Annotated in this window: 17 protein-coding genes; 7 read left to right on the top strand and 10 right to left on the bottom strand. The window is 45.8% G+C overall.

Annotated features, from left to right (window positions below; genetic code table 11):
• Positions 1 to 74: 74 nt before the first annotated feature.
• The 4 genes from JFC06_RS03305 to JFC06_RS03320 all read right to left on the bottom strand — a co-directional run bounded on the left by JFC06_RS03305 (position 75) and on the right by JFC06_RS03320 (position 3,744).
• Entirely contained in the window at positions 75 to 1,022 is a 948-nt protein-coding gene (locus JFC06_RS03305; protein ID WP_198333954.1) for a DMT family transporter, read from the bottom strand.
• 274 nt (positions 1,023 to 1,296) lie between these two features.
• Positions 1,297 to 1,944, bottom strand: coding sequence for an anthranilate synthase component II (locus JFC06_RS03310; RefSeq protein WP_198333955.1), 648 nt, complete (start codon positions 1,942 to 1,944; stop codon positions 1,297 to 1,299).
• A 33-nt stretch (positions 1,945 to 1,977) separates the two neighbouring features.
• Positions 1,978 to 3,396, bottom strand: a complete 1,419-nt coding sequence (locus JFC06_RS03315) for an anthranilate synthase component I family protein (RefSeq protein WP_198333956.1) — start codon at positions 3,394 to 3,396, stop codon at positions 1,978 to 1,980.
• 72 nt (positions 3,397 to 3,468) lie between these two features.
• A complete protein-coding gene (locus JFC06_RS03320) occupies positions 3,469 to 3,744 on the bottom strand; it encodes a Trp family transcriptional regulator (RefSeq protein WP_198333957.1) in 276 nt (91 codons plus the stop codon).
• 453 nt (positions 3,745 to 4,197) lie between these two features.
• Between JFC06_RS03320 and JFC06_RS03325 the strand changes: the two genes are divergently transcribed.
• A complete protein-coding gene (locus JFC06_RS03325; protein ID WP_198333958.1) occupies positions 4,198 to 6,303 on the top strand; it encodes a TonB-dependent receptor domain-containing protein in 2,106 nt (701 codons plus the stop codon).
• Between the two features lie 169 nt (positions 6,304 to 6,472).
• Positions 6,473 to 7,765: a PepSY-associated TM helix domain-containing protein gene (locus tag JFC06_RS03330; RefSeq protein ID WP_227670239.1), complete on the top strand. Its 1,293-nt coding sequence runs from the start codon at positions 6,473 to 6,475 to the stop codon at positions 7,763 to 7,765.
• 35 nt (positions 7,766 to 7,800) lie between these two features.
• Here JFC06_RS03330 and JFC06_RS03335 read toward each other — a convergent pair whose 3' ends face one another.
• From JFC06_RS03335 to JFC06_RS03350, 4 genes are all read right to left on the bottom strand, one after another.
• Positions 7,801 to 8,559 (bottom strand): iron ABC transporter ATP-binding protein, encoded by a 759-nt coding sequence (locus tag JFC06_RS03335; protein ID WP_198333960.1) that lies wholly within the window; start codon positions 8,557 to 8,559, stop codon positions 7,801 to 7,803.
• A gap of 91 nt (positions 8,560 to 8,650) precedes the next feature.
• Entirely contained in the window at positions 8,651 to 9,715 is a 1,065-nt protein-coding gene (locus JFC06_RS03340; protein WP_198333961.1) for an iron chelate uptake ABC transporter family permease subunit, read from the bottom strand.
• A gap of 78 nt (positions 9,716 to 9,793) precedes the next feature.
• Entirely contained in the window at positions 9,794 to 10,756 is a 963-nt protein-coding gene (locus tag JFC06_RS03345; protein WP_227670240.1) for an ABC transporter permease, read from the bottom strand.
• 208 nt (positions 10,757 to 10,964) lie between these two features.
• Positions 10,965 to 12,017, bottom strand: a complete 1,053-nt coding sequence (locus JFC06_RS03350) for a siderophore ABC transporter substrate-binding protein (RefSeq protein ID WP_198333963.1) — start codon at positions 12,015 to 12,017, stop codon at positions 10,965 to 10,967.
• A gap of 460 nt (positions 12,018 to 12,477) precedes the next feature.
• Here JFC06_RS03350 and JFC06_RS03355 point away from each other — a divergent pair, with 460 nt between their 5' ends.
• The 3 genes from JFC06_RS03355 to JFC06_RS03365 all read left to right on the top strand — a co-directional run bounded on the left by JFC06_RS03355 (position 12,478) and on the right by JFC06_RS03365 (position 14,712).
• Positions 12,478 to 13,440, top strand: coding sequence for an energy transducer TonB (locus JFC06_RS03355; protein WP_198333964.1), 963 nt, complete (start codon positions 12,478 to 12,480; stop codon positions 13,438 to 13,440).
• Between the two features lie 98 nt (positions 13,441 to 13,538).
• Positions 13,539 to 14,222 (top strand): MotA/TolQ/ExbB proton channel family protein, encoded by a 684-nt coding sequence (locus JFC06_RS03360; RefSeq protein ID WP_198333965.1) that lies wholly within the window; start codon positions 13,539 to 13,541, stop codon positions 14,220 to 14,222.
• Between the two features lie 88 nt (positions 14,223 to 14,310).
• The gene (locus JFC06_RS03365; RefSeq protein WP_198333966.1) at positions 14,311 to 14,712 is read left to right on the top strand and encodes an ExbD/TolR family protein; all 402 of its coding nucleotides are present in this window, start codon (positions 14,311 to 14,313) and stop codon (positions 14,710 to 14,712) included.
• A 278-nt stretch (positions 14,713 to 14,990) separates the two neighbouring features.
• On the opposite strand, the gene JFC06_RS03370 is transcribed toward JFC06_RS03365, so the two are convergent.
• On the bottom strand, positions 14,991 to 15,530 hold the full coding sequence (locus JFC06_RS03370) for a DUF2799 domain-containing protein (RefSeq protein WP_227670238.1): 540 nt from the start codon (positions 15,528 to 15,530) through the stop codon (positions 14,991 to 14,993).
• A 308-nt stretch (positions 15,531 to 15,838) separates the two neighbouring features.
• On the opposite strand from JFC06_RS03370, the gene JFC06_RS03375 reads away from it, so the two are divergent.
• Together JFC06_RS03375 and topA are read left to right on the top strand one after the other, a co-directional pair.
• A complete protein-coding gene (locus JFC06_RS03375; protein ID WP_198333967.1) occupies positions 15,839 to 16,441 on the top strand; it encodes a hypothetical protein in 603 nt (200 codons plus the stop codon).
• Between the two features lie 267 nt (positions 16,442 to 16,708).
• Entirely contained in the window at positions 16,709 to 19,375 is a 2,667-nt protein-coding gene (gene topA, locus JFC06_RS03380; RefSeq protein ID WP_198333968.1) for a type I DNA topoisomerase, read from the top strand.
• Between the two features lie 191 nt (positions 19,376 to 19,566).
• On the opposite strand, the gene JFC06_RS03385 is transcribed toward topA, so the two are convergent.
• Positions 19,567 to 20,124: a superoxide dismutase family protein gene (locus JFC06_RS03385; protein ID WP_198333969.1), complete on the bottom strand. Its 558-nt coding sequence runs from the start codon at positions 20,122 to 20,124 to the stop codon at positions 19,567 to 19,569.
• Positions 20,125 to 20,343 lie beyond the last annotated feature (219 nt).

The following is a 20,343-nucleotide window of genomic DNA, read 5'->3' on the forward strand; positions in this document are numbered from 1 at the left end:
CAACTGTGCTGGCACGGTTGGGGCTTTTTGACGAAAGCGGCTATAGAGGCTTTCTAAGTAGTGAGACCGCGTGACTAAGCTTTTTGCCGTCTTTTTAGCCACCGTGGTACGCGAGTTGTGCTGCCATTTAGTACCGCATTCAATAACGCGGCTAACAAAATTAACACCACGCCCAAATATTGAACCAACGACAGGGATTGATGGAGTAGTAGGATGGCAAGGGCAATCGCGGTCAACGGCTCAAATATAGTAAACACCGATGCACGAGTGGCAGGGAGCTTTTCTAACGCTTTCATATAGAGTGCAAAGGGCACGACGGTGCCAACCAAAGACAGTCCCAAGGCGTATCCCCACGTGTGCAATGGTAAAGTCAATAACTGTTCATAAGTATGATAGGTTTCTGGTAGTAATAACAGCACGCTGGCACTGATGATAATAGAGGTAAAAAACACCAAAGGTGCCGGGTGTGCGTAGTGCATGGCGCGCTTGCCCAGCACCCCGTATAAGGAGTAGCACATACCTGACAGTAGCCCCAATATAATCCCCCAGTTTACCTGCGCCTCATCGCCTAACATCGTCAAGCCGACACCAGAGACTGCCATGAGTGCCAATAATGCTGACTGCCGCGTAATGGTTTCATTGAGTAAAAAGGCTGAAAACAATAAGCTAAAAACTGGGGCAGTGTACAGCAAGGCAACGGCAGGGCCAGCGCCGACGTAGATCACGGCAAAGAAATAGCATACCGACATACTCAGGACACCTATCAAAGATTGAAGCGCCAGCCCAAGCCATTGCTTTGGACGGAGTTTGATAAGATGGGGCCACAGCTTGGGTAGCATAACTAAAACAAGCAACGCGGCAGTGACGATGCGTAAGATGGTGATTTGCCAGCCACTAAAGCCGATCTGGTTGAGGTAAGTCGAAAAGATACCTAAAGTACCCCAGCAGATTGCTGCTGTAATGATCTGAATGGTGCCGATCCATGACTGCCGCGCTGCCGTTGCGCTGTGGGAGTTTGCCATATCCTGTCTCTTGTTTTTATCTGAGTGTCGCAATGCTCCACGATGTTATAAACGGTTTCAGTCCTCTAAGACAAGACTGAAGACCACACTAAAATAAGAAAAAAGACAACCCGGTTGAGGGCTGCCTTTTATACGTTTTTTCAGTGTCTCATTAAAGCGTTAATCAAGTCCTAACGCAAGTCCGTTTGGTCTAAAATCTGCATAACATGTTTTGAATGGCAGTCTGCTCTTTATTGCCCTTTAACATCACGTTTTAAAATTTGAATGTCTCGCTTTATACCTGCAATAAAAAGTTACTTAGCAAACGCTTAGCGCCTTCGGTGGCAAAAGACTCTGGGTGAAACTGTACGCCTTGAATCGGGTAGTCTTTGTGCGCCAGTCCCATTATTTCATCACCAGCCAATGCCGACTCAGCCAAGCTTAGCTCTGTACGCGCCTCATTGGCGACGACGGCAGTGACGGTTAGGCAGTCCGGTAGCGTGTCCGCTTGTACCATTAAAGAATGATAGCGCATGATTTCAACCTCTTGTGGCAATCCTTGATAGATGCCTTCACCATTGTGGCGAATCGCTGAAACCTTGCCATGCATCGGCACACTGGCACGTATCACGTCGCCGCCAAACACATGCGCAATACCCTGCATACCTAAGCAAACGCCCAATATGGGTGTTGTTTTACCCAGTGTTTCAATCACGTCTGCACAAATACCAAAATAGGCGGGATCATCAGGTGCGCCAGGACCAGGTGAAATGATGATACGGTCAAGATTCATCGCCTGCACCTCTGCTAAAGTCACCTCGTTATTGCGTTTAACGATGACGTTGGCAGCTTTACTCCCGTCCATTGTCTGCAAAATCTCGCCGATATATTGGTAAAGATTAAAGGTAAACGAGTCGTAGTTATCGATAATTAAAACATTCATGGGTTATAAACTCTCTAATAAAATATAGTCAATTTACGGATGCATAAAACTGTCTAACACCACTTTCATCGCCGACAGTTTGCGGTGAATCTCTACATATTCATCCGCTGGATTGGAGTCATAAACATTGCCACCGCAGGTTTGCGCGTAAGCCGACTCGCCGCTGATAAATAAGCTGCGGATGGGAATGGCAAAGATACAATCCCCATTAAAATTAAAGGAGCCGAGTGCACCGCCATAAGCGCCGCGACCATCCGGTTCTAACTCATTGATGACTTTGATGGCTTCCACCTTGGGCGCGCCTGACAGGGTGCCGGCGGGGAAGTTGCTCGCGAGGGCGCTAAACATATCTTCGTTAGGGTGTAAGATGCCAACGATTTCAGAGGAGATATGTTGTACGTGTGAGAAGCGTTTGATGTCCATTAAGCTACGTACTTTTACGGTGCCAAACTGTGCCACGCGGCCAATATCGTTGCGATGTAGGTCGACTAACATATTGTGCTCAGCAATCTCTTTAGCATCATTAAGTAAGGCGCGGGCGAGCTTACGATCTTCGACCACATCCGCGCCGCGCTTGGCAGTACCAGCTAGGGGATAGGTTTCCATCTCACCTTGACGCAAGCGAAAAAGCAGCTCAGGAGAGGCACCGATAATGCATTGCTGGGCAAATTTCATAAAGTACATATGCGGTGATGGATTGACCGTTCGCAGTTTTTCATAAATTGGCATCTTGTCACCAGTAATACGGTATTTAGATTTAAAACCCACCTCGCATTGAAATATACGTCCAGAGATAATGTCTTCTTTTACTTGCATGACGGCCCGGGCATGCTCCACTTGACTCATGCCATCACCCAAAAATTCAACCTTGGGTGGCTCATAGTTTGGTGTTGGCGCATCAAGTAAGGCTTTGATTTGCTTGATACGGTTGTCTTGCTGAGCGGTGGGATAATAAAAATAGAAAATCTCACCGGTCATCTTATCAAGCGTTAAGCCATCCAAATACACACCAAATTTAAATGGCTCAAAGTCATCGCTGGCTTTGGCATTGAGACTCGGCTCAAAAAAATTCACACTGTCGTAACCCAAATAACCGACCAGACCGCCACTTTGATCACGAGCAATGACGTGCTGCGGCGTAATCTTGCGCAGTAATTGATAAGGATTGTCGGTTTGATAGTGGCGTGTTTCAGCCGTTTTATTGTCAGTGATGGCAAGGGTAGTGCGATCTAGGGCGGCAACGGTCATGACAGGATCAAAACCAATGGCGTGGTGACGTGATATGTGACTCTCTTCGCCCAATGATTCGAGCAAATAACACGTCTCAAAAGCCCGCTCAATACGTTTGAACAAAGCAAAAAAGTCAATATCTTGCGTAAGCTTTATGCGCTTCGGTTTGCTGGGAATGTCAATAGGCGCAGGTTGGCTGTGCTGGGGCGTCGTAGAAGTCATAACAAAATCCGAAATCATTTAAATGGGTGTCAGCTAAAAAGAAGAAAAATGTCGACAGAGTGCTTGCGTGCCTCAAGAACCTTGCCTATGGGTCGCGAGCAAGGCACTGACGTCATGACTTTGCATGGCTTTAGCGCCTCGCGAGACCGTGGCAATACCGACGCCTAACTGCTCAGCTATATCACGCTGGGTTGCACCGCACTCTAACAAGTCAAAAATACGGATACGATTGGCAATCTCGTGTTGCTCTTTGTCCGTCAATAGCGCCCTGAATAGCACTTCGATATCGGTGCTGTCATGACAATTGGCTAAATGTTTCAATAAACTGTGATAGGGGTTAGTACTCATAATAGGTGTGCTTCATAAAAGAAAAAAATAGAGCGCTAATCATTAGCTTGTTTCAGTATTCTAGTACAATAGTACATGAAAAACAAGTCATGAGTAAGGACGCTCGTAAACTACCGTCATAAAACCGCTTATTCCTCTCAAATGAGTGCCACTCTACAGTTTTAAAAAAAGCCATCACGCCTCTAACTTTACATAGCTGTCTGTACCTGTGCTTCTATCCTTATCGTCTCAAGAGTTAAGTAAGACAAGGTAGGAAATTTCTCACATTAATTATTGCCATATTGTTAATACTTCGTTATTATGCCTCTCTTTATTGAATGCTAACAATTATCATTAACATTGCTATTTGTGTGCAAAGTTTGGTGTTATCAAGACGCCAAACTGTCTAAAAGACAGTTCTCAAAAATAAACAGACCTCAAAAATTCTAATCCTGATAATAAAGCGAGTGTGTGATGCGTGAAGTAAAGCTAGCTAATCAATTGACGGTATTGTCCATGGGCGTGGCAGCGGTACTATGGTCACAAGCAGCCAGTGCCGCCACGGCAGAAAACCTACCAAATACCACCTTACAGACCATCACCGTGACTGCCAATAGCTCGGTACGTGACAATGTGCAAGAGGGCTCTGTTTATATAGATGATTACACTCCAGCTGCTCAAGCAAGCCATTTGAGTGATTTTTTAGAGGTAGTCCCAGGTGTTAGTGTCGGTGGCACGTCGTCGGTTAACCAGCGTATACGGGTGCGCGGACTTGATGACACCAATCTAAAAGTAACGATTGATGGCGCTCGTCAAGAGGGTGCTTTGTTTTATCATATGGGCGACGTCACGATTGATCCAGATTTGTTAAAACAAGCCGAGGTCGCGGTTGGTAATAACTCAGTGACACTTGGTAACGATGCCATCGGTGGTGCCGTGGCTTTTGAGACAGTGGATGCAGCAGACTTGCTTAAGCCGGGTCAAAAAATTGGCGCCAAATTGCACGCAGGCTATGGCAGTAACAATGATGAGCTATTGACCTCTGCCACCGTCTATGGTGCCCCAGCAGAGAACGTCGATTTACTCGCGTATTATGGTAAGCGTGATGCCGAGGCGGGCGAAGACGGTGAAGGTCGCAAGATTCAAACCGAAGACAGTGAAGGCGAAAACATCCTATTAAAAGCTGGTGCTCATATTGCCAATGACCATCGTGTTGGTGCTAGCTTTAGCCGTACTGAGAACAAAGGAAAGTTCCCCCTACGTCCTGATTTTCCTGCCGGTGGTTGGAACCCCATTATTCCGCAAGAAGTCAAGCGTGATACTTATGCACTCGATTATACCTATAACCCAAGTAATCGCTTAATCGATGTTGATACCAATGTGTATCAGTCAAAGACTCAGATTTTACGTGATTCTGATTATCTGAAAAATCCTGGCTTTGAGTTTGATGCACAGGTGAAAACCACAGGCGCTAAGGTACAAAACACCAGTGTGATAGACAGCAGTATTATTGATGGTATCACTGGTACACATAAGCTGATTGCTGGTATCGAGCATTATAAAAAAGAGTCTGACTATAATAGTGTCCAGCGTGGTACCACCATACCTGTCAATGGTACGGATGACGCAAAAAACACCTCCGTTTATTTAGAAGATCAATGGCAGGTGGGCAAACTGACACTAACGCCAGGTGTCCGTTACGATCGTTACGAGTCACCTGAGTTTGTCTCTGGCGGCAAGACTTATGACAATGTCGTCGGCGCGCTCGCTGCCAGTTACGAAATTGCGCCTCGTACACAAGTTTTTGCCAGCTATACCGAGCTGTTTAATGGCCCAGACTTAAGCCAAGCTATTTTTAACTCAAATGGTGCCGGCACTTATGTCAACAGTGACCTAAAAGCAGAAGAAGGCGCTAACGCGGAAGTGGGTATTACCACGACGCTACGCGACTTGACCATCGCTGATGACGCGCTCCAACTAAGTGCTAAGTACTTTGAGACCGATATTGAAAATTATATTGAGTTTGTGCGCGCAGGGGACGGTAGAGTTGGTTTAGATTGTACGACAGGACAATTAAACGGTAGCTGCCAAGGCGTCATCAATAAAGACGAAGATTATAAGATTAAGGGCGTAGAGCTTGCTGCTGACTATAGAACGAACAATTTTAGCATGGGTCTAAGCTATGAACGTGCCCGTAGTGAAGGTGAAGATACTGGTTATAGCATCTCCTCAGTAAGCGGAAGCAGCTCTGAATCAGGTGACAAATACATGGTCAACCTTGGTTACGCGCCAACAGACACGACAGAGCTTGGCTGGCGCAGTACCTATGTTGCTTCATTGACGCCTAACACTGGTGGTGATGATATTAAAAAACCCAACTATGATGTGCATGACATTTTTATGAGTTATTCACCAAAACAAGTTGAGGGCTTAAAAGCGACGGTTGGGGTGTATAACCTCTTTGATGAAACCTATGCCAGCCATGCATCACGCATCGTTAAGCCTCGGGAAGATGGTGCTTTAAGAACTGACTTTGAGATGGGTCGTAACATCAAAACCTCTTTAACGTATCAGTTTTAGTACCACGGTAACCTAATGGTAGTTAAAAAGTCAGCTGTCTTTATAGGAGAGCTGGCTTTTTTATTGCCAGTGAGTTTTTAACGAGGGGATAGCCGTTATAAAAACCATTTTTAACAGCCCATTAAAATAATCACTTAATAAAGAACCAAGATCAATGATTTCATTTCATATGCGCCAAAGCTGCCTTTGGATTCATCGTTATACCGGACTGGCTATGGCAGCCTTTTTAATTATCACTGGTATCACAGGTACGCTTTTGGCATTTCATGACGAGCTGGATGAGGTGTTTAATCATAAGCTTTCTCACATCGAAGCGCAGCCAAAGCCGCTGCTACCGATAGCTGTACTGCATGATGGTGTGATCAGCGCCTATCCAGACTATAAGTTTTCTAGCATGCCAACCTCACTATCGACCACCCAATCAGCAGTGTTTTCGGTAGATAGGGTGCGAGGGCAGGCTGCTAAAAACACTGTTAAAGCGCCATTTCAGGAAGTGTATGTCAATCCTTACGACGGCCATATCATTGGTACACGTAATAAGGATGAATGGGCATGGCAAAACACCATGTGGAAAGTGTTTTGGTTGCATCGGGATTTATTGCTTGGCGATATTGGCAAGTCGGTACTGGGTATTGTGGCGCTGGTTTGGACGATGAACTGTTTTATCGGCTTTTATCTTACCTTTCCAAGAGCGGTTAAATCACACAAGTCCAAGCAAGATGCGCGTCAGACTTTATCTGGCAAAAAGCGCGCTTCTTTACTGAAGCGCTGGTTGCCTGCGTGGAAAATCCGGCGTAAAACCAATATCTTTAAGCTGAATTATGATTTGCATCAAGCGTTTGGTTTATGGCTGTGGCTCATGCTATTTGTCATCGCTTGGTCAAGCGTTGGTTTTAACTTAAAGTCGGTGTATCAGCCAGTCATGCAAGCAGTAGTAGGACTAGAGGGGAGAGAAGGGAGAGCACCCCAACCAAGCGCCCCCGTACCAACAGTCAAGTCGCCCAGCAGGACAACGGTCGCTGGTACGGATGTGGTGGGTAAGGCTGATAGTATCGCGTATCTCAGTGCCCAGGCTGAGATCGTCGCTCACCGTCATGGGGCTCGCGTACAAGAACTACTGGGTATACGCTGGATGGAAGAAGACAGACAGTGGCAGATGCGTTTTAAAACGGATAAAGACATCGGCACGCACGGCGGGGTCTCATCAATTACGGTGAATGCAGCAACGGGTAAGGTTGAGCGTGTTCATTTTGGGGATCAAAGCGTATTTGGTAATAAAGTAGACCAATGGTTAGGGGCGCTGCACATGGGCCACATTGGTCAAAGGTGGGGACACCGATTATATCAAGTGTTTTTAGCGATGATAGGTTTGGCCGTGACGGTGTTATCAGGTACTGGGGTTTATCTGTGGTGGAAAGGTCGACAACAACGGGCAAAAGCGTTGCAAAAGGTGACGAGGTAAATGCAAAATAGGGCTGGTGCCAGATACGCCAGTCCTTACACGGTATCGACAATCACCGGACGATCTTGATGACTCAAGACGGTCACATCGACGTTATATAGCGCTTTCATGGTTTCTTTGGTCAGGACATCGGCGGGTTTACCAACCGCCATCACTTGACCGTCTTTCATAGTAACGACGGTATCCGCGAACTGCGCAGCTTGATTGATATCATGTAGGACAATCACGACAGTTTTTTGTTGACTGTGGCTCAACTCACGTAGCTCACGCATCAGACGGCCAGCGTGGTACATGTCCAAGTTATTCAGCGGTTCATCGAGCAATAGATAAGGCGTGTCTTGACAGACAATCATCGCAATTAATACCCGTTGGCGTTGCCCACCCGACAAAGTCGATAAAAACCGCTCGGCTAGGGGCTCAAGCTCAAAGCGTTCGATCACTTCCTGTACTTTTTGCTGATCATCACTTGTTGGTTGCCCTTGATGATAAGGATAGCGTCCAAACATCAATAGCTCATGCACCCGCAAGCGCCCTTGTACTTGATTGTCTTGCCCGAGCATGGCGACGGTTTTAGCCAACACTCTTGCATGACAGCTCGCAATATCATGCTCACCGAAACTCACTTGTCCCGTCTGTAGCGGTTGCAAGCGTGACATGACGGAAAATAAGGTAGATTTACCCGCCCCATTGGGGCCGATTAGGGCAATGATTTGGGCACTTGGTAAAGACAACGTCACGTCATGTAGGATTTGCTGTTTACCAATGTGGTGCGAGATATTATCTATTTTAATCATAGCGTTTCTTGTGTTTATCGAATGGTAAATGGTCTTATTTTTAAGGCAGTTATGAAGTATGAGCGGCGCTGTTTATTAACGACGCTGTTTATTAACGCCGTTGGGTCATAAAAATCAATAATAAAAATACTATCCCGCCTGCTAACTCAATGACGACCGATAGTACCCCGGCCATGCCCAGTACTTGCTCAAATACAGTCTGACCGAGCACTAAGCATATCATTGCCACCAAGCTGACCAATATCAGGCGCTCACCATGATACATATGGCGAGCGATACGGTTGGTCAACGCGCAGACTAATAAACCAAAAAAGGTCACAGGTCCGACCAGTGCGGTGGCAGTGGCGACCAACACCGCGATGACGGTTAGTAGCCCAAATGCTAAGCGTTGATAGTTGATGCCAAGGTTGGTGGCTTGTGCCTTACCTAACATCAATACATCGCACTGATAGCGCCAACGCCAAATAAACCACCCACTAGTGAGACAAATAAATAGGCTGATACCAAGCAGTTGTGGATTCACCGTATTAAATTGGGCATAACTGGCAGACTGTACCACGACGAAATCATCGGGATTAATCAATCGTGCAATCAAGGCCGATAAGCTGCGAAACAACACCCCAAAGATCACGCCTACCAATATCAATCGGGTCAAATCTTGACTGCTTTTGGCAAACAACAACTGAAACAACAGCAATGACGCGCCAAACATAAGGACAATTTCAAGCGTAAATTTGGCAATGGGATTGATACTGGTAAAGCTAATCGCACCCAAAAAGAAAACCAACAAGCTTTGCAGCAAAACATACAGCGAGTCAAAACCCAATAAAGAGGGGGTTAAGATGGGGTTGTGCGTCAAGGTTTGAAACAGTAATGTTGAGACACCAATCGCATATCCGACCACCATCAATGCCAGTAGTTTTTTGCCTCGAAGCGGCAGAGCAAAATCCCAATGCCCATTGACATTGAGCGTTAAAAATAGCGTCATTGAGATAAGCAGTATAACGGCTGCAATTGATTTTGGATGGTTGGCGATAAATGCCCAAAATTGGGTTAAGTGACTTTGTCCCGTAGCCGATGAGTATTGATCATTTATCGCTGGGCTGGTATGGGTAGAGTCAGACTTTGTAGAGCTAGGCCTAGACGGTGAAAGCATGTTAAATCCTATGGTGCCAAGCTTATCTAATCAAACAAAATAACGATAAAATAAAAAATAATAAGCGGCAATAAGTACTTATCGTTCAGAGGGGGCGCGCAGCAATAGCCATAAGAACAGCACCGTACCGACCACACCAAAAACAGTGGCGACAGGCACTTCAAATGGATAACGGATAGTACGCCCAATAATATCGCACAATAAGACTGCCGATGCCCCTAACAGCGCAACTGCTGGCAGGCTACGGCGTAATTTATCCCCCATCACGCGGCTAACAATATTAGGAACGACCAAGCCAATAAAGGGGATCATACCAACCGTCACGACCACCACAGCGCTCATCATCGCCACCATGCCGACCCCAAGCCACGTGACCTGTCGTTTACTAATGCCTAAGTTTAGCGCGATATTATCACCCAGACCGACGATGGTCAGCTTGTCAGCAATAATGTAAGCTAGGATGCACAGTCCGCCCGTCAGCCACAAAAGCTCGTAACGCCCTGCCAAGACCCCAGAAAAATCACCAAATTGCCAAACACTAAGCATCTGTAACGACTCGGTTTGATAAGCGATAAACGTGGTCACCGCCTCAATGATACCGCCAAAAACAATACCAATCAGTGGGATCATCAAAAAATCAGTCGGTGGAATACGGTGAATCAGCAGCATAAATAACATCATGCCAAACACGGCTGCGATGGTGGCCACGCCCATTTTTATAATGAGTGCGCTGGCTGGAAACAGCAAACTGACCACCAACAATCCAAGTGCCGCGCTTTGGGTCGCACCGACCATCGATGGCTCAACGAAGCGGTTTTTTAGTACCACTTGAATGATCATGCCTGCCACTGCCATAGCAATACCAGTCAAGATAATGGCAATGGTCCGCGGCATGCGGCTGACAAGCATGAGTGAGCTATCAGAGTTCGCACTATGGCTGATAACGCTTTGCAACATACCTGCCCACGAAAAATCCGCCACACCAATAGACAAACTTAATAACACTAAAAGCCCCATAATAATGAGGCTACCTGTGTTCATTAACCACGGCGGTATCGCCGCACGTCGATGTGTAAGGCTCAGGCCGTTACTCGCTCTTTTTTGCCAACTTGATGAGGCTGTTGCCAAAGAAGAGCTCTCTTTAACGCTGGTATGAGCACGATGTGAAAATAACGACATAGTGGCTACTGGCTTAGAAAGTGAAATTTATAACGGAAGTTCAGAGCAGGGGCTCGAACAGTGACAGTCTTTATTTAGCGCCAGCAAACGCGTTCTTAATAGTGGTCAAGTCTTGTATCCACTGATAATAGCCACCGAATGCTAGGTAAGAGTCTGGGCTAAGGTATACCACTTGATCTTTACTCCAAGCATTGGTTTGTGCGACCAGTGGATTGTCTAACACCGCTTTGGCACCGACGCCATCTTCGCCAATTGCCGCACTACGATCGAGGACAAATAACCAGTCTGGATTGGTCTTTTGTATGTACTCAAAAGAGACGGGTTGGCCGTGGCGAGCGTCTTTGATTTGATCATCGGCCATGGGGACACCCAGGACAGAATGGATAAAGCCATAGCGTGATTTATCACCATACGCCGACATTTTATTGCCATTGACCATAATGACCAAGCCTGTACCTTTGTTTTTGGTCACGGTTTTAGTGTCGTCAATAAGGGTATCAATATTCCCTTGCAGTTTTGCCGCTTGATCACTTTTACCAAATAACGCCCCCAAATCATGTAAGCGCTGCTTGCTTGATTCATAAATGTTCGCTGTATCAATCGTCATATCTAGCGTTGGCGCGATATTTGATAACTCATCATATTTTTCTGCCATACGTGAGCCGATCAAGATAGCTTGTGGCTGCATCGCGTTTAGGGCTTCAAGATCTGGCTCAAACACGGTGCCGACGCCTTTTGGTTCAGGCTGAGTTTTTGCATGTAAGTTGTCTAACACCAGATTGCTTGGGGCGCCATCGACAGCCACATCAAGTGCGGCCAAATCTTGCATCAAAGTCATGTCATAAACGACTAGCGGCGAGGGATTGATTGCTAAATCAACATCCCCTTTCACCGTATTGACCGCGATGGTCTCAGCAGAGACGGCGTCATTATTGGCAACATTTGAGGCGGCATCAGCGGTTTGGTTTTCAGCCTTGCTTTCTGCTGGCTCAGAGTCGTTCGACTCAGGCGAGCTACAGCCTGTCACACTAATGGTGGCCACAAGCGCTGTCATGATTGCAGTCAAGAGCGGGCGTTTAAAGAGAGGGGCAGTAGAGCGGTTAGAAAATAAAGTCGTAGACATAAATAACTCGGTACATTAGATGATTAGGAGAGATGTGAATAAAACAGTGGCCATGTAAAATAAAAAGCGTTGGTTTGGTGCAGCTGTCCACACCATGGAGAGCTTGTTGTTACAGTATTAAAAACTATCCACTTTTATGACTTGGTTTTTTTGTATTTATATTTTTGGCGCTTGTGTTTTTATCATCGTAAGAATTTTTAACATTATAAGATGAGCATCCAAGAGGTGTTTATGATAAATTAATTGAGACTCATTATCAATACAAATGATAATGATTTTTATTAACGCTGTTGCTGTATCTAAAGTGAGCCAATACAAAAAAGCTACGCGCACTTGTATCAGCAGTCGTTAGCTTTATTATACTGACCGAGCAAAATTTTTATAATTTATTATTGATAATAATTATCGTTTGCATTATTATCTACGCCATTCTATTTCAGTTAATTAATATTAGGGTGTTATGAGTTCAACGGATTTAGGGGCGCCACCACTTAGACTGATACTTACAGCTATTGTTGTAGCTGTGGGGTTGCACTTATTGACGGCCATAGCACTAGTGGCGATCAAAACACCTGAACTAAAAATTGCGTCAGAAAAGAACCCGTCGCCTATCGAGATAGAGCTGGTCACGTTGCCTACTAAAGAGGCCACCTCTGAGGTGGAGGTGAAAGAGGTAACTCCTATAAAGGAACCCGCCCCTCAGGTTACAGAGCCAAAACCAAAGACCGTACCAGAAGTAAAACCCCAACCAAAAAAACCAGTCGTGCCAGTAGTAAAAGAAGAGAAAGTTAAGCCTAAAACAACACCGGTAGTGCCAGTAAAAAAACCAAAGGCTGAAGAGCGGCCAAAAGAAACCCTGGTAGAACCCAAAGCTGATGCGAATGAACAACGTAAAATCATAGCGGCACAGGCTAAAGCGGCGCAAGAAGCGCAAGCTAGGGCAGCACAAGAAGCCCAAGCGAAAGCAGCACAAGAAGCGGCAGCCAAAGCGGCTCGTGACGCTCAAGCCGCCGCTGATGCCAAAGCAGCAAGAGAAGCCGCCGAGTCGGCTGCTCGAGCCAAAGCAGCAAAAGAGGCCCAAGCGGCTGCTCAAGCAAAAGCCCAAGCGGCTGCCGCTGCCAGTAATACGCCTGTGAATTTTACAGCGAGCGCTGCAAATTGGGCCTCTGCGCCAAACTTTAGCTTTCCGGATCGTGCTGCCCGTAGAGCTCGATCAGGCGATGTGTTAGAGGTGGTGCTGGTATTAAGAGTGAATAAGCAGGGCGGTATTGATAGCGTACGTGTGGCTCAATCCTCAGGCAATACTCTGTTAGACAAAGAAGCCCAGCGTCAGGTCCGTTCTGGTACATTTAGACCCTTTACAAAAAATGGTGCACCCGTTGTGGGCAATGTCACCTTACCTATCGCTTATAAGGTGCCGTAATACATAGCTGCATTACTTTAAGTAATGCCACTTTAAATAACGCCACCGCGATAGACAATCAAGTAACAGCAATGAAATAACAACTCAAGGAGTCTGACATGGACTTTACAGCTTATTGGCAATACAGCGACATGGTGACCAAAAGCCTGTTCTTTGTACTTTTGGCCCTATCCGTCATTTCATGGGTAACTGGCATCATTCGTGTGTTGCAAAGCCGCAAATTGGCTGCCAATGTTGCAGACGATTTGAGTCAGCAGATTCAGCCAAAACAAGCCGAGCTAACAGAGTCGGATGCTGCTACGCGGCGTTTGGTCACTGAGCAGACCTTGCTCAAGCACATTGGTCGCTACCGTTTTGCCAGTGAGCGCGGGCTGCCTATCCTTGGTACGACAGCAGCGATTGCGCCATTTATTGGTTTGTTTGGCACGGTGTGGGGGATTTTTCACGCACTGCACAATATTGGTATGAGTGGACAGGCAGGATTGGGACAGGTGGCAGCACCAGTAGGTGAGGCACTTATTATGACTGGTCTTGGTATCGCGGTCGCTATTCCAGCTGTGGTGTTTTACAACCTTGCGGTACGCATCAACCGCCGTGTGATGTACCACGCCAACGACAGAGCGCACGATCTATTAGCAAACTCTGCAAAATTGGCCGCTAGCCCCCAGTCTCGAGCAAACAGTACGCCCATCGCCACTCAAGCTCAGTCAGCCAAAGATCAGCATATAATGGCAGAGGGTGTGCAGCAAGCCGGACATTATAGTCGCTCAGCTTCGTCATAGTCATGGCAAGAAGCGATTGATCAGGTTGTCAGTCAAGAGAGAAAACAGCTAGCAGTATTGTGAATAACGAATTGTATTGAGAGTAACTATGGCATTTCAATTGGGTGATGATGACGTACAAAGTATGAATGAGATGAACCTCATTCCGCTTATCGATATCATGCTGGTATTGATGATTATATTTCTACTGACTGCGACCGTACTAAATCCGACGGTGCCATTAGACTTGCCGAAGACCAGTGCGGCGGTGAATGAGACCCCACCAGAAGCCATTCAAATTAGTATTGATAAAGACGCAGGAATATTTTGGGACAGCGATCCGATTAGTATGGAGGAGCTAGAAGCACGGCTACAGGAACAAAGTGTGGCTGGTAAAGACCCCTCTGTACAACTGCGAGCTGACAAAGAGAGTAAATACGATACCGTCGCTCAGGTGTTGGCAGCCACCAGCCAAGCTGGACTTACCAAAGTAGCCTTTGTCAACGAGTAGCTATCATCAGTAAGCCGTGTAGGCAACTACATGACAACGGTTTTATAGCAACGGTCTAATAGTGACAGTCAGACCTTCTATATCAGTAAGCTGCCCAACAAAATCAGTAAACTGATTAAGAGAAAAATCAATAAAACAATAAGAAGAACCATTAAAATAATAAATTTCTCCTTCAACCTCGTTTGGGTAACCTTGCGAGGTTTCCTTAGTTTTTAAGGTGTTTCTGGTTTTTAGAGACAGTCGATAATCCCAGTGCATCTATGTCTAGAGTCTAGCATTTACCAGCCGAAGCCAAATGGATGGTAGCCGTAACCAAAACGCCCAGGCCCATAGCCAAATGGGTAGGGTGAACGTAAATAATCGAGATCGCGCTGGCGGATATAATAGTAGCGTCCTTGAGCGTAAGCCTCTTCTAGCTTTTCGATCCCCTCGAGTGGGCAAACAGGCTGCCAATCATATCCTTCACGTCCGAGCTTATAAGCATTGAGTTCGGTACAGTATTTTTTGAGGCCCTGCAGGCGACCTTGCTCCCATTGTATGCGGTTGGGCATGACGCCGCCGACACGCGCACAGCGATCGGCATAGTGTCCAAAGTAAGCTCCTGAGCGCCCCTGTAGGCCGTCCGCATAGCCGACTTCTTGCCAGTTGCTGTCCTGACACTGCTCAGGGGTTAGGCTTTGGGTCGTGGCACAGCCTGATAAGGTCAGCAATGCGGCGCTTATTAAGGGTATGGTCATACCAGATAGGCTGACGGATTTATTGGCCAATTTACTAGAAAAATCAGCGATTGATGAGTTCAGCTCAATAAGATAATTCATAATAAACCTGCGCGCGTTTAAAATTATGGTTTATCATAGCACTTTTTTATACTGACAATTTTTTATATCTTGTTATTATGTTGGTATTTAGTGGCGCTAAGTGTTTGATATATCGTTATAAATAGCAGCGTTGGTGTGGGCTGAGTGAGGGATGTTTTGAGGATTAGACAGGCACTGTGCTTGATTTTTAATGGTTCATGCTCATTATAAGTCCCTATATACTAGCGACTTCTCTTATAGACAGATGGTTAAATAATGGCAGTTGTGTGGTTAGCGTTACTTTAATTTAGTCAAAAGGTCAGACTATCATGGGAATATTGATTGGCGTTGTCATTGTACTATTCGTATTAGGGAGTATGATGGCGCTCAAACCTAACGGTATCGATCAGCGTTTGGATAAGCTGCGTATGACCGCGCGTCGACTACAGCTAAATCCAAAGCTCGTTGCGTGCCCTGACTGGATAAAGGGCCGGGACAATGAGTATGGTCGCGGCATGATGGGGCAATATTGTTTGGTTCTAGAAAATACGCAGTTGCCGCACACACGTTATCAAGTAATCGATGGACAATGGCGACCAGACAGCAGTTTTGTTGATACCACTAAAGAGGATGTCAGGCTCAATATTCCAAGTGCCATTCGTTCGACTCAAGGCCATACCAATACGGTACTCAAGAAGACCAATTTTAGTCTGGACAAAACACCGCTGGACTTACCAGTCAGTGTTGAGCCGTTCGTCAAGGGCTTATTGACTAAGGCAAATAGCATCATTATTTATTGGGAAGATATTGCCTACGTGCGGCCCTCAACCAACCCCGCTTATCAGCAAAAATTGATTGAAACAGACTTGTTGGTGCTGAAGCAAAACCTTGAAAATTGGGCGCTACAGATGCAGAAAAAGACTGCGGAGTAATAAAGTGTTTTTAATCTCCAATAATAAGCAATATGCAAGCACTTTTGGCAAACGCCCAGTCATTTACAGTTGACAGTTTAACGCTTAGCAGTGTAACGTCTTTATAACTCACTCTTTAACTTATGGTTATTGTTTGTTTTTTAACCGTTTTTATGAGTCACTATTATTACAATAATTCGCTGAGCTGTTATAACTAACGATTATAAATTGCCATGCTGCTGAATTTATCCTTACTTTTAATCTACTTATATTATGGTGTCGTCACATATGGCAAAAACCACAACCAAAAAAAGTCCAGCCGCGGCTGCTGACAGCCCAAAGGGTAAGTCTTTGGTGATTGTAGAATCACCAGCCAAGGCAAAAACGATCAACAAATACCTTGGTGATGACTTTATCGTACGTTCCAGTATCGGTCATGTCCGTGATTTGCCGGTCAATGCCAGTAAAAGCGCTAAAAAAACAGCCGCTGCTAAAAAAGATGACAGTCTGAGCAAAGAAGAAAAAGCACAGCAAGCATTGGTGCGGCGCATGGGGATAGACCCAGAGCATGATTGGGCGGCCGTCTATGAAGTACTGCCAAACAAAACCAAAGTCATCAAAGAGCTCAAAGCCTTAGCCAAAGACGCTGACAAGATATATCTCGCAACGGATATGGACAGAGAAGGGGAAGCGATTGCTTGGCATCTAAAAGAAGTCATTGGTGGCTCTGACAGCAAGTATCAACGTGTGGTCTTCAATGAGATTACCAAATCGGCGATTCAAAATGCCTTTAAGCAGCCATCAAAGCTCGATATCGACCGCGTCAACGCGCAGCAAGCAAGGCGCTTTTTAGATCGAGTGGTCGGTTTTATGGTATCACCACTCTTATGGCAAAAGATTGCTCGCGGTCTGTCGGCAGGCCGTGTACAGTCGGTTGCCATGCGTTTGGTGGTTGAGCGTGAGCATGAGATTCGCGCCTTTATTCCAGAAGAGTATTGGCAGATTCATGCCGATACCCATATCGCTGATAGCAAAGCCAAAAACACCAAAGACGCTGAGCAAATCGGTATTCGTTTGGAGGCGACCAAGCAAGGTGGTAAAACGCTCAAGCTCGTTAATAAAGAGCAGACCGATAAAGTATTAGCAGTGCTTAAAGCAAGCGACTTTATCGTCAAAGAACGCGAAGAAAAACCAACGCAGTCACGGCCAAGCGCGCCGTTTATCACCTCGACTTTACAGCAAGCCGCCAGTACACGATTGGGTTTTTCTGTTAAAAAGACCATGATTTTGGCTCAGCGTCTATACGAAGCGGGTCACATCACCTACATGCGTACCGACTCGACTTTTTTGTCTGGAGATGCGTTAGCGGCCGTGCGTGGTCATATCGAAGATAGCTATGGCGCTAAGTATGTGCCAGAAAAGCCTAACTTTTATGGCAATAAACAAGGCGCACAAGAGGCGCATGAAGCCATTCGTCCCTCTAATGTCAATATGAAGTCAACCCAGCTTAAAGGGGTTGAGCGTGACGCCATACGTTTGTATGAGCTGATATGGCGTCAGTTTGTTGCCTGTCAGATGCTACCTGCAAAATATCTATCAGTGAATTTATTTGTGGGTGCAGACGATGTTGAGCTAAAAGCGCGCGGTCGTACCATGGTATTTGATGGCTATACAAGAGTCATGCCACCAGCCAAGACCGACGATACCTTATTACCTGATGTCAAAAAAGGCGATAAATTAACGTTAGATAAGCTCGATCCGAGTCAGCACTTTACCAAGCCGCCACCGCGATACACTGAGGCAAGCTTGGTAAAAGAGCTTGAGAAAAAAGGCATTGGCCGTCCATCGACCTATGCTTCTATCATCTCGACCATTCAAGATCGCGGTTATGTGAAGCTTGAAAATAAGCGCCTATTTGCCGAAAAAATGGGTGATATCGTTACCGATAGACTGACGACCAGCTTCCCAGACTTGATGGATTATACCTTTACGGCGGCATTAGAGGACAAGCTCGATCACGTGGCAGAAGGTGATAAAGACTGGAAAGATGTGCTTGATAGCTTCTATGGTGAGTTCAAAACCACCCTTGAGCACGCCAAAGAAAAAGACGGCATGCGTCCGAATGATCCAACCGATGTGCCAGATGTCCATTGTGATATTTGTGACCGTCCTATGCAGCTGCGCACTGGGTCAACGGGAGTGTTTTTAGGGTGTACGGGCTACAACCTTCCGCCAAAAGAGCGCTGTAAAGGCACCAAGAATTTGATGCCAGTCGAGGCTTTTGCCAATCTTGATGAAGGCGACGCGGCCGATGAGACTGCCGAAGTCAAAGACTTGATGGAGAAAAAGCGCTGTCCGAAATGTGGAACAGCGATGAATGGCTATATCGTCGATGGTGGTCTCAAGTTGCACGTCTGTGGTAACAACCCTGATTGCGACGGTTATATCTTAGAAGAAGGCAAGTTCGAAGTGCCTGGCTCAGACGCACCGACCATCGACTGTAACAAATGTGATGGGCAGATGGAGCTAAAGACGGGACGTTTTGGTCCTTATTTTGCTTGTCAGAAGTGTGATAACACTCGTAAAGTCCTCAAAACAGGCGAAGCTGCGCCGCCGCGTATGGATCCCATTCATATGCCGGAGCTAAAGTCGACCAAGCATGATGATTACTTCATTTTGCGGGAAGGGGCGGCTGGTATGTTTTTAGCGGCATCTAAGTTTCCAAAAGTCAGAGAAACACGTGCGCCAAAGCTTGCTGAGCTGAGAGAAATTAAAGATAAGATGGAAGATAAGTTCCAGTATCTGTTTGAAGGCCCAGATGAAGATCCGGAGGGGAATCCAACGATACTGCGCTGGTCGCGTAAGAAAAAAGAGCAGTATATTGGCTCTGAGAAAAACGGCAAGGCCACCCGTTGGGGTGTGTATTGGCGTAAAGGTGAATGGGTAGAGGAGTAATTCTCCTTTGTCTTTCGGCTTCATATCGAATGTATAGCCTGCCATATTGTTATTGTTTGAGCCACAAAAAAACCTCTTAGGATACTAAGAGGTTTTTTCTGATTAAAGTAGTAAGTAAATATACAAATTTTGCTTAATCTTAAATCACTGTGCTTAATATTAAGCCACTATATCTTAAACCATTATGAGAATTAGGTTTTTTCGATGATACCACAAGCGATGCGTTCACCAGCATTACCAGATGGCTGGCTCTGATAGTCGTCAGCGTTAGCGTGGACGATAAATGCCAAGCGATTGACGCTGTATTTGCCTACTTCAGCGGCAGAGACTTTTTTATTCACATAATTAATCGTAGCAACGCCATCTTCATTGGCAGTTAAGTTTGGCAAGTCGCCAGCGTGCCCATTCATATCATCTGGATGGGCGTGTGGGTTGTTATCTGGGTTAAAGTGGCCACCTGCCGCTTTGCCCATATTGGCACAGCTACCCGTTTCATGAATGTGTAGGGCAACTGTTTTGCCCGGTTGTAAGTTCATAAGTTTGCCGTACACTTGGACACCGCCATCAACTGGGCGTAAAAATACTTGACCAACTTCATTTTTATTACCATCAACTGCTTTGATCGTTGACTTTAAAACAGGCTGGCTCAAAGGATTGCCAGTTTGCATTTGATCTGCCACTGTTTGGCAACCAGTCATCGCTAAGGCTGAACCACATAGTAAGGCACTTGCAAGCATTGTCTTATTCATTGTTATCTCCATTTATCGTTAATCATTATGACGAATATATTTAGCTATAATTTTATTTAAAATGTTCGAACATTCCTTATTGTCACGGATTAGTATAGCCAAGCGCTCGCTATAGTTATTCATCAAATGCGCAACAGTCGGTTAATAAATGTAAGTAACGTATGGGTTTGAAAATTGTTTTAGAAAAGAGGTATCAGCATCACCTACTCATATTACGAC

The organism is Psychrobacter namhaensis, from assembly GCF_016107545.1.
In the GTDB taxonomy this organism is placed as follows: Bacteria; Pseudomonadota; Gammaproteobacteria; order Pseudomonadales; family Moraxellaceae; genus Psychrobacter; species Psychrobacter namhaensis.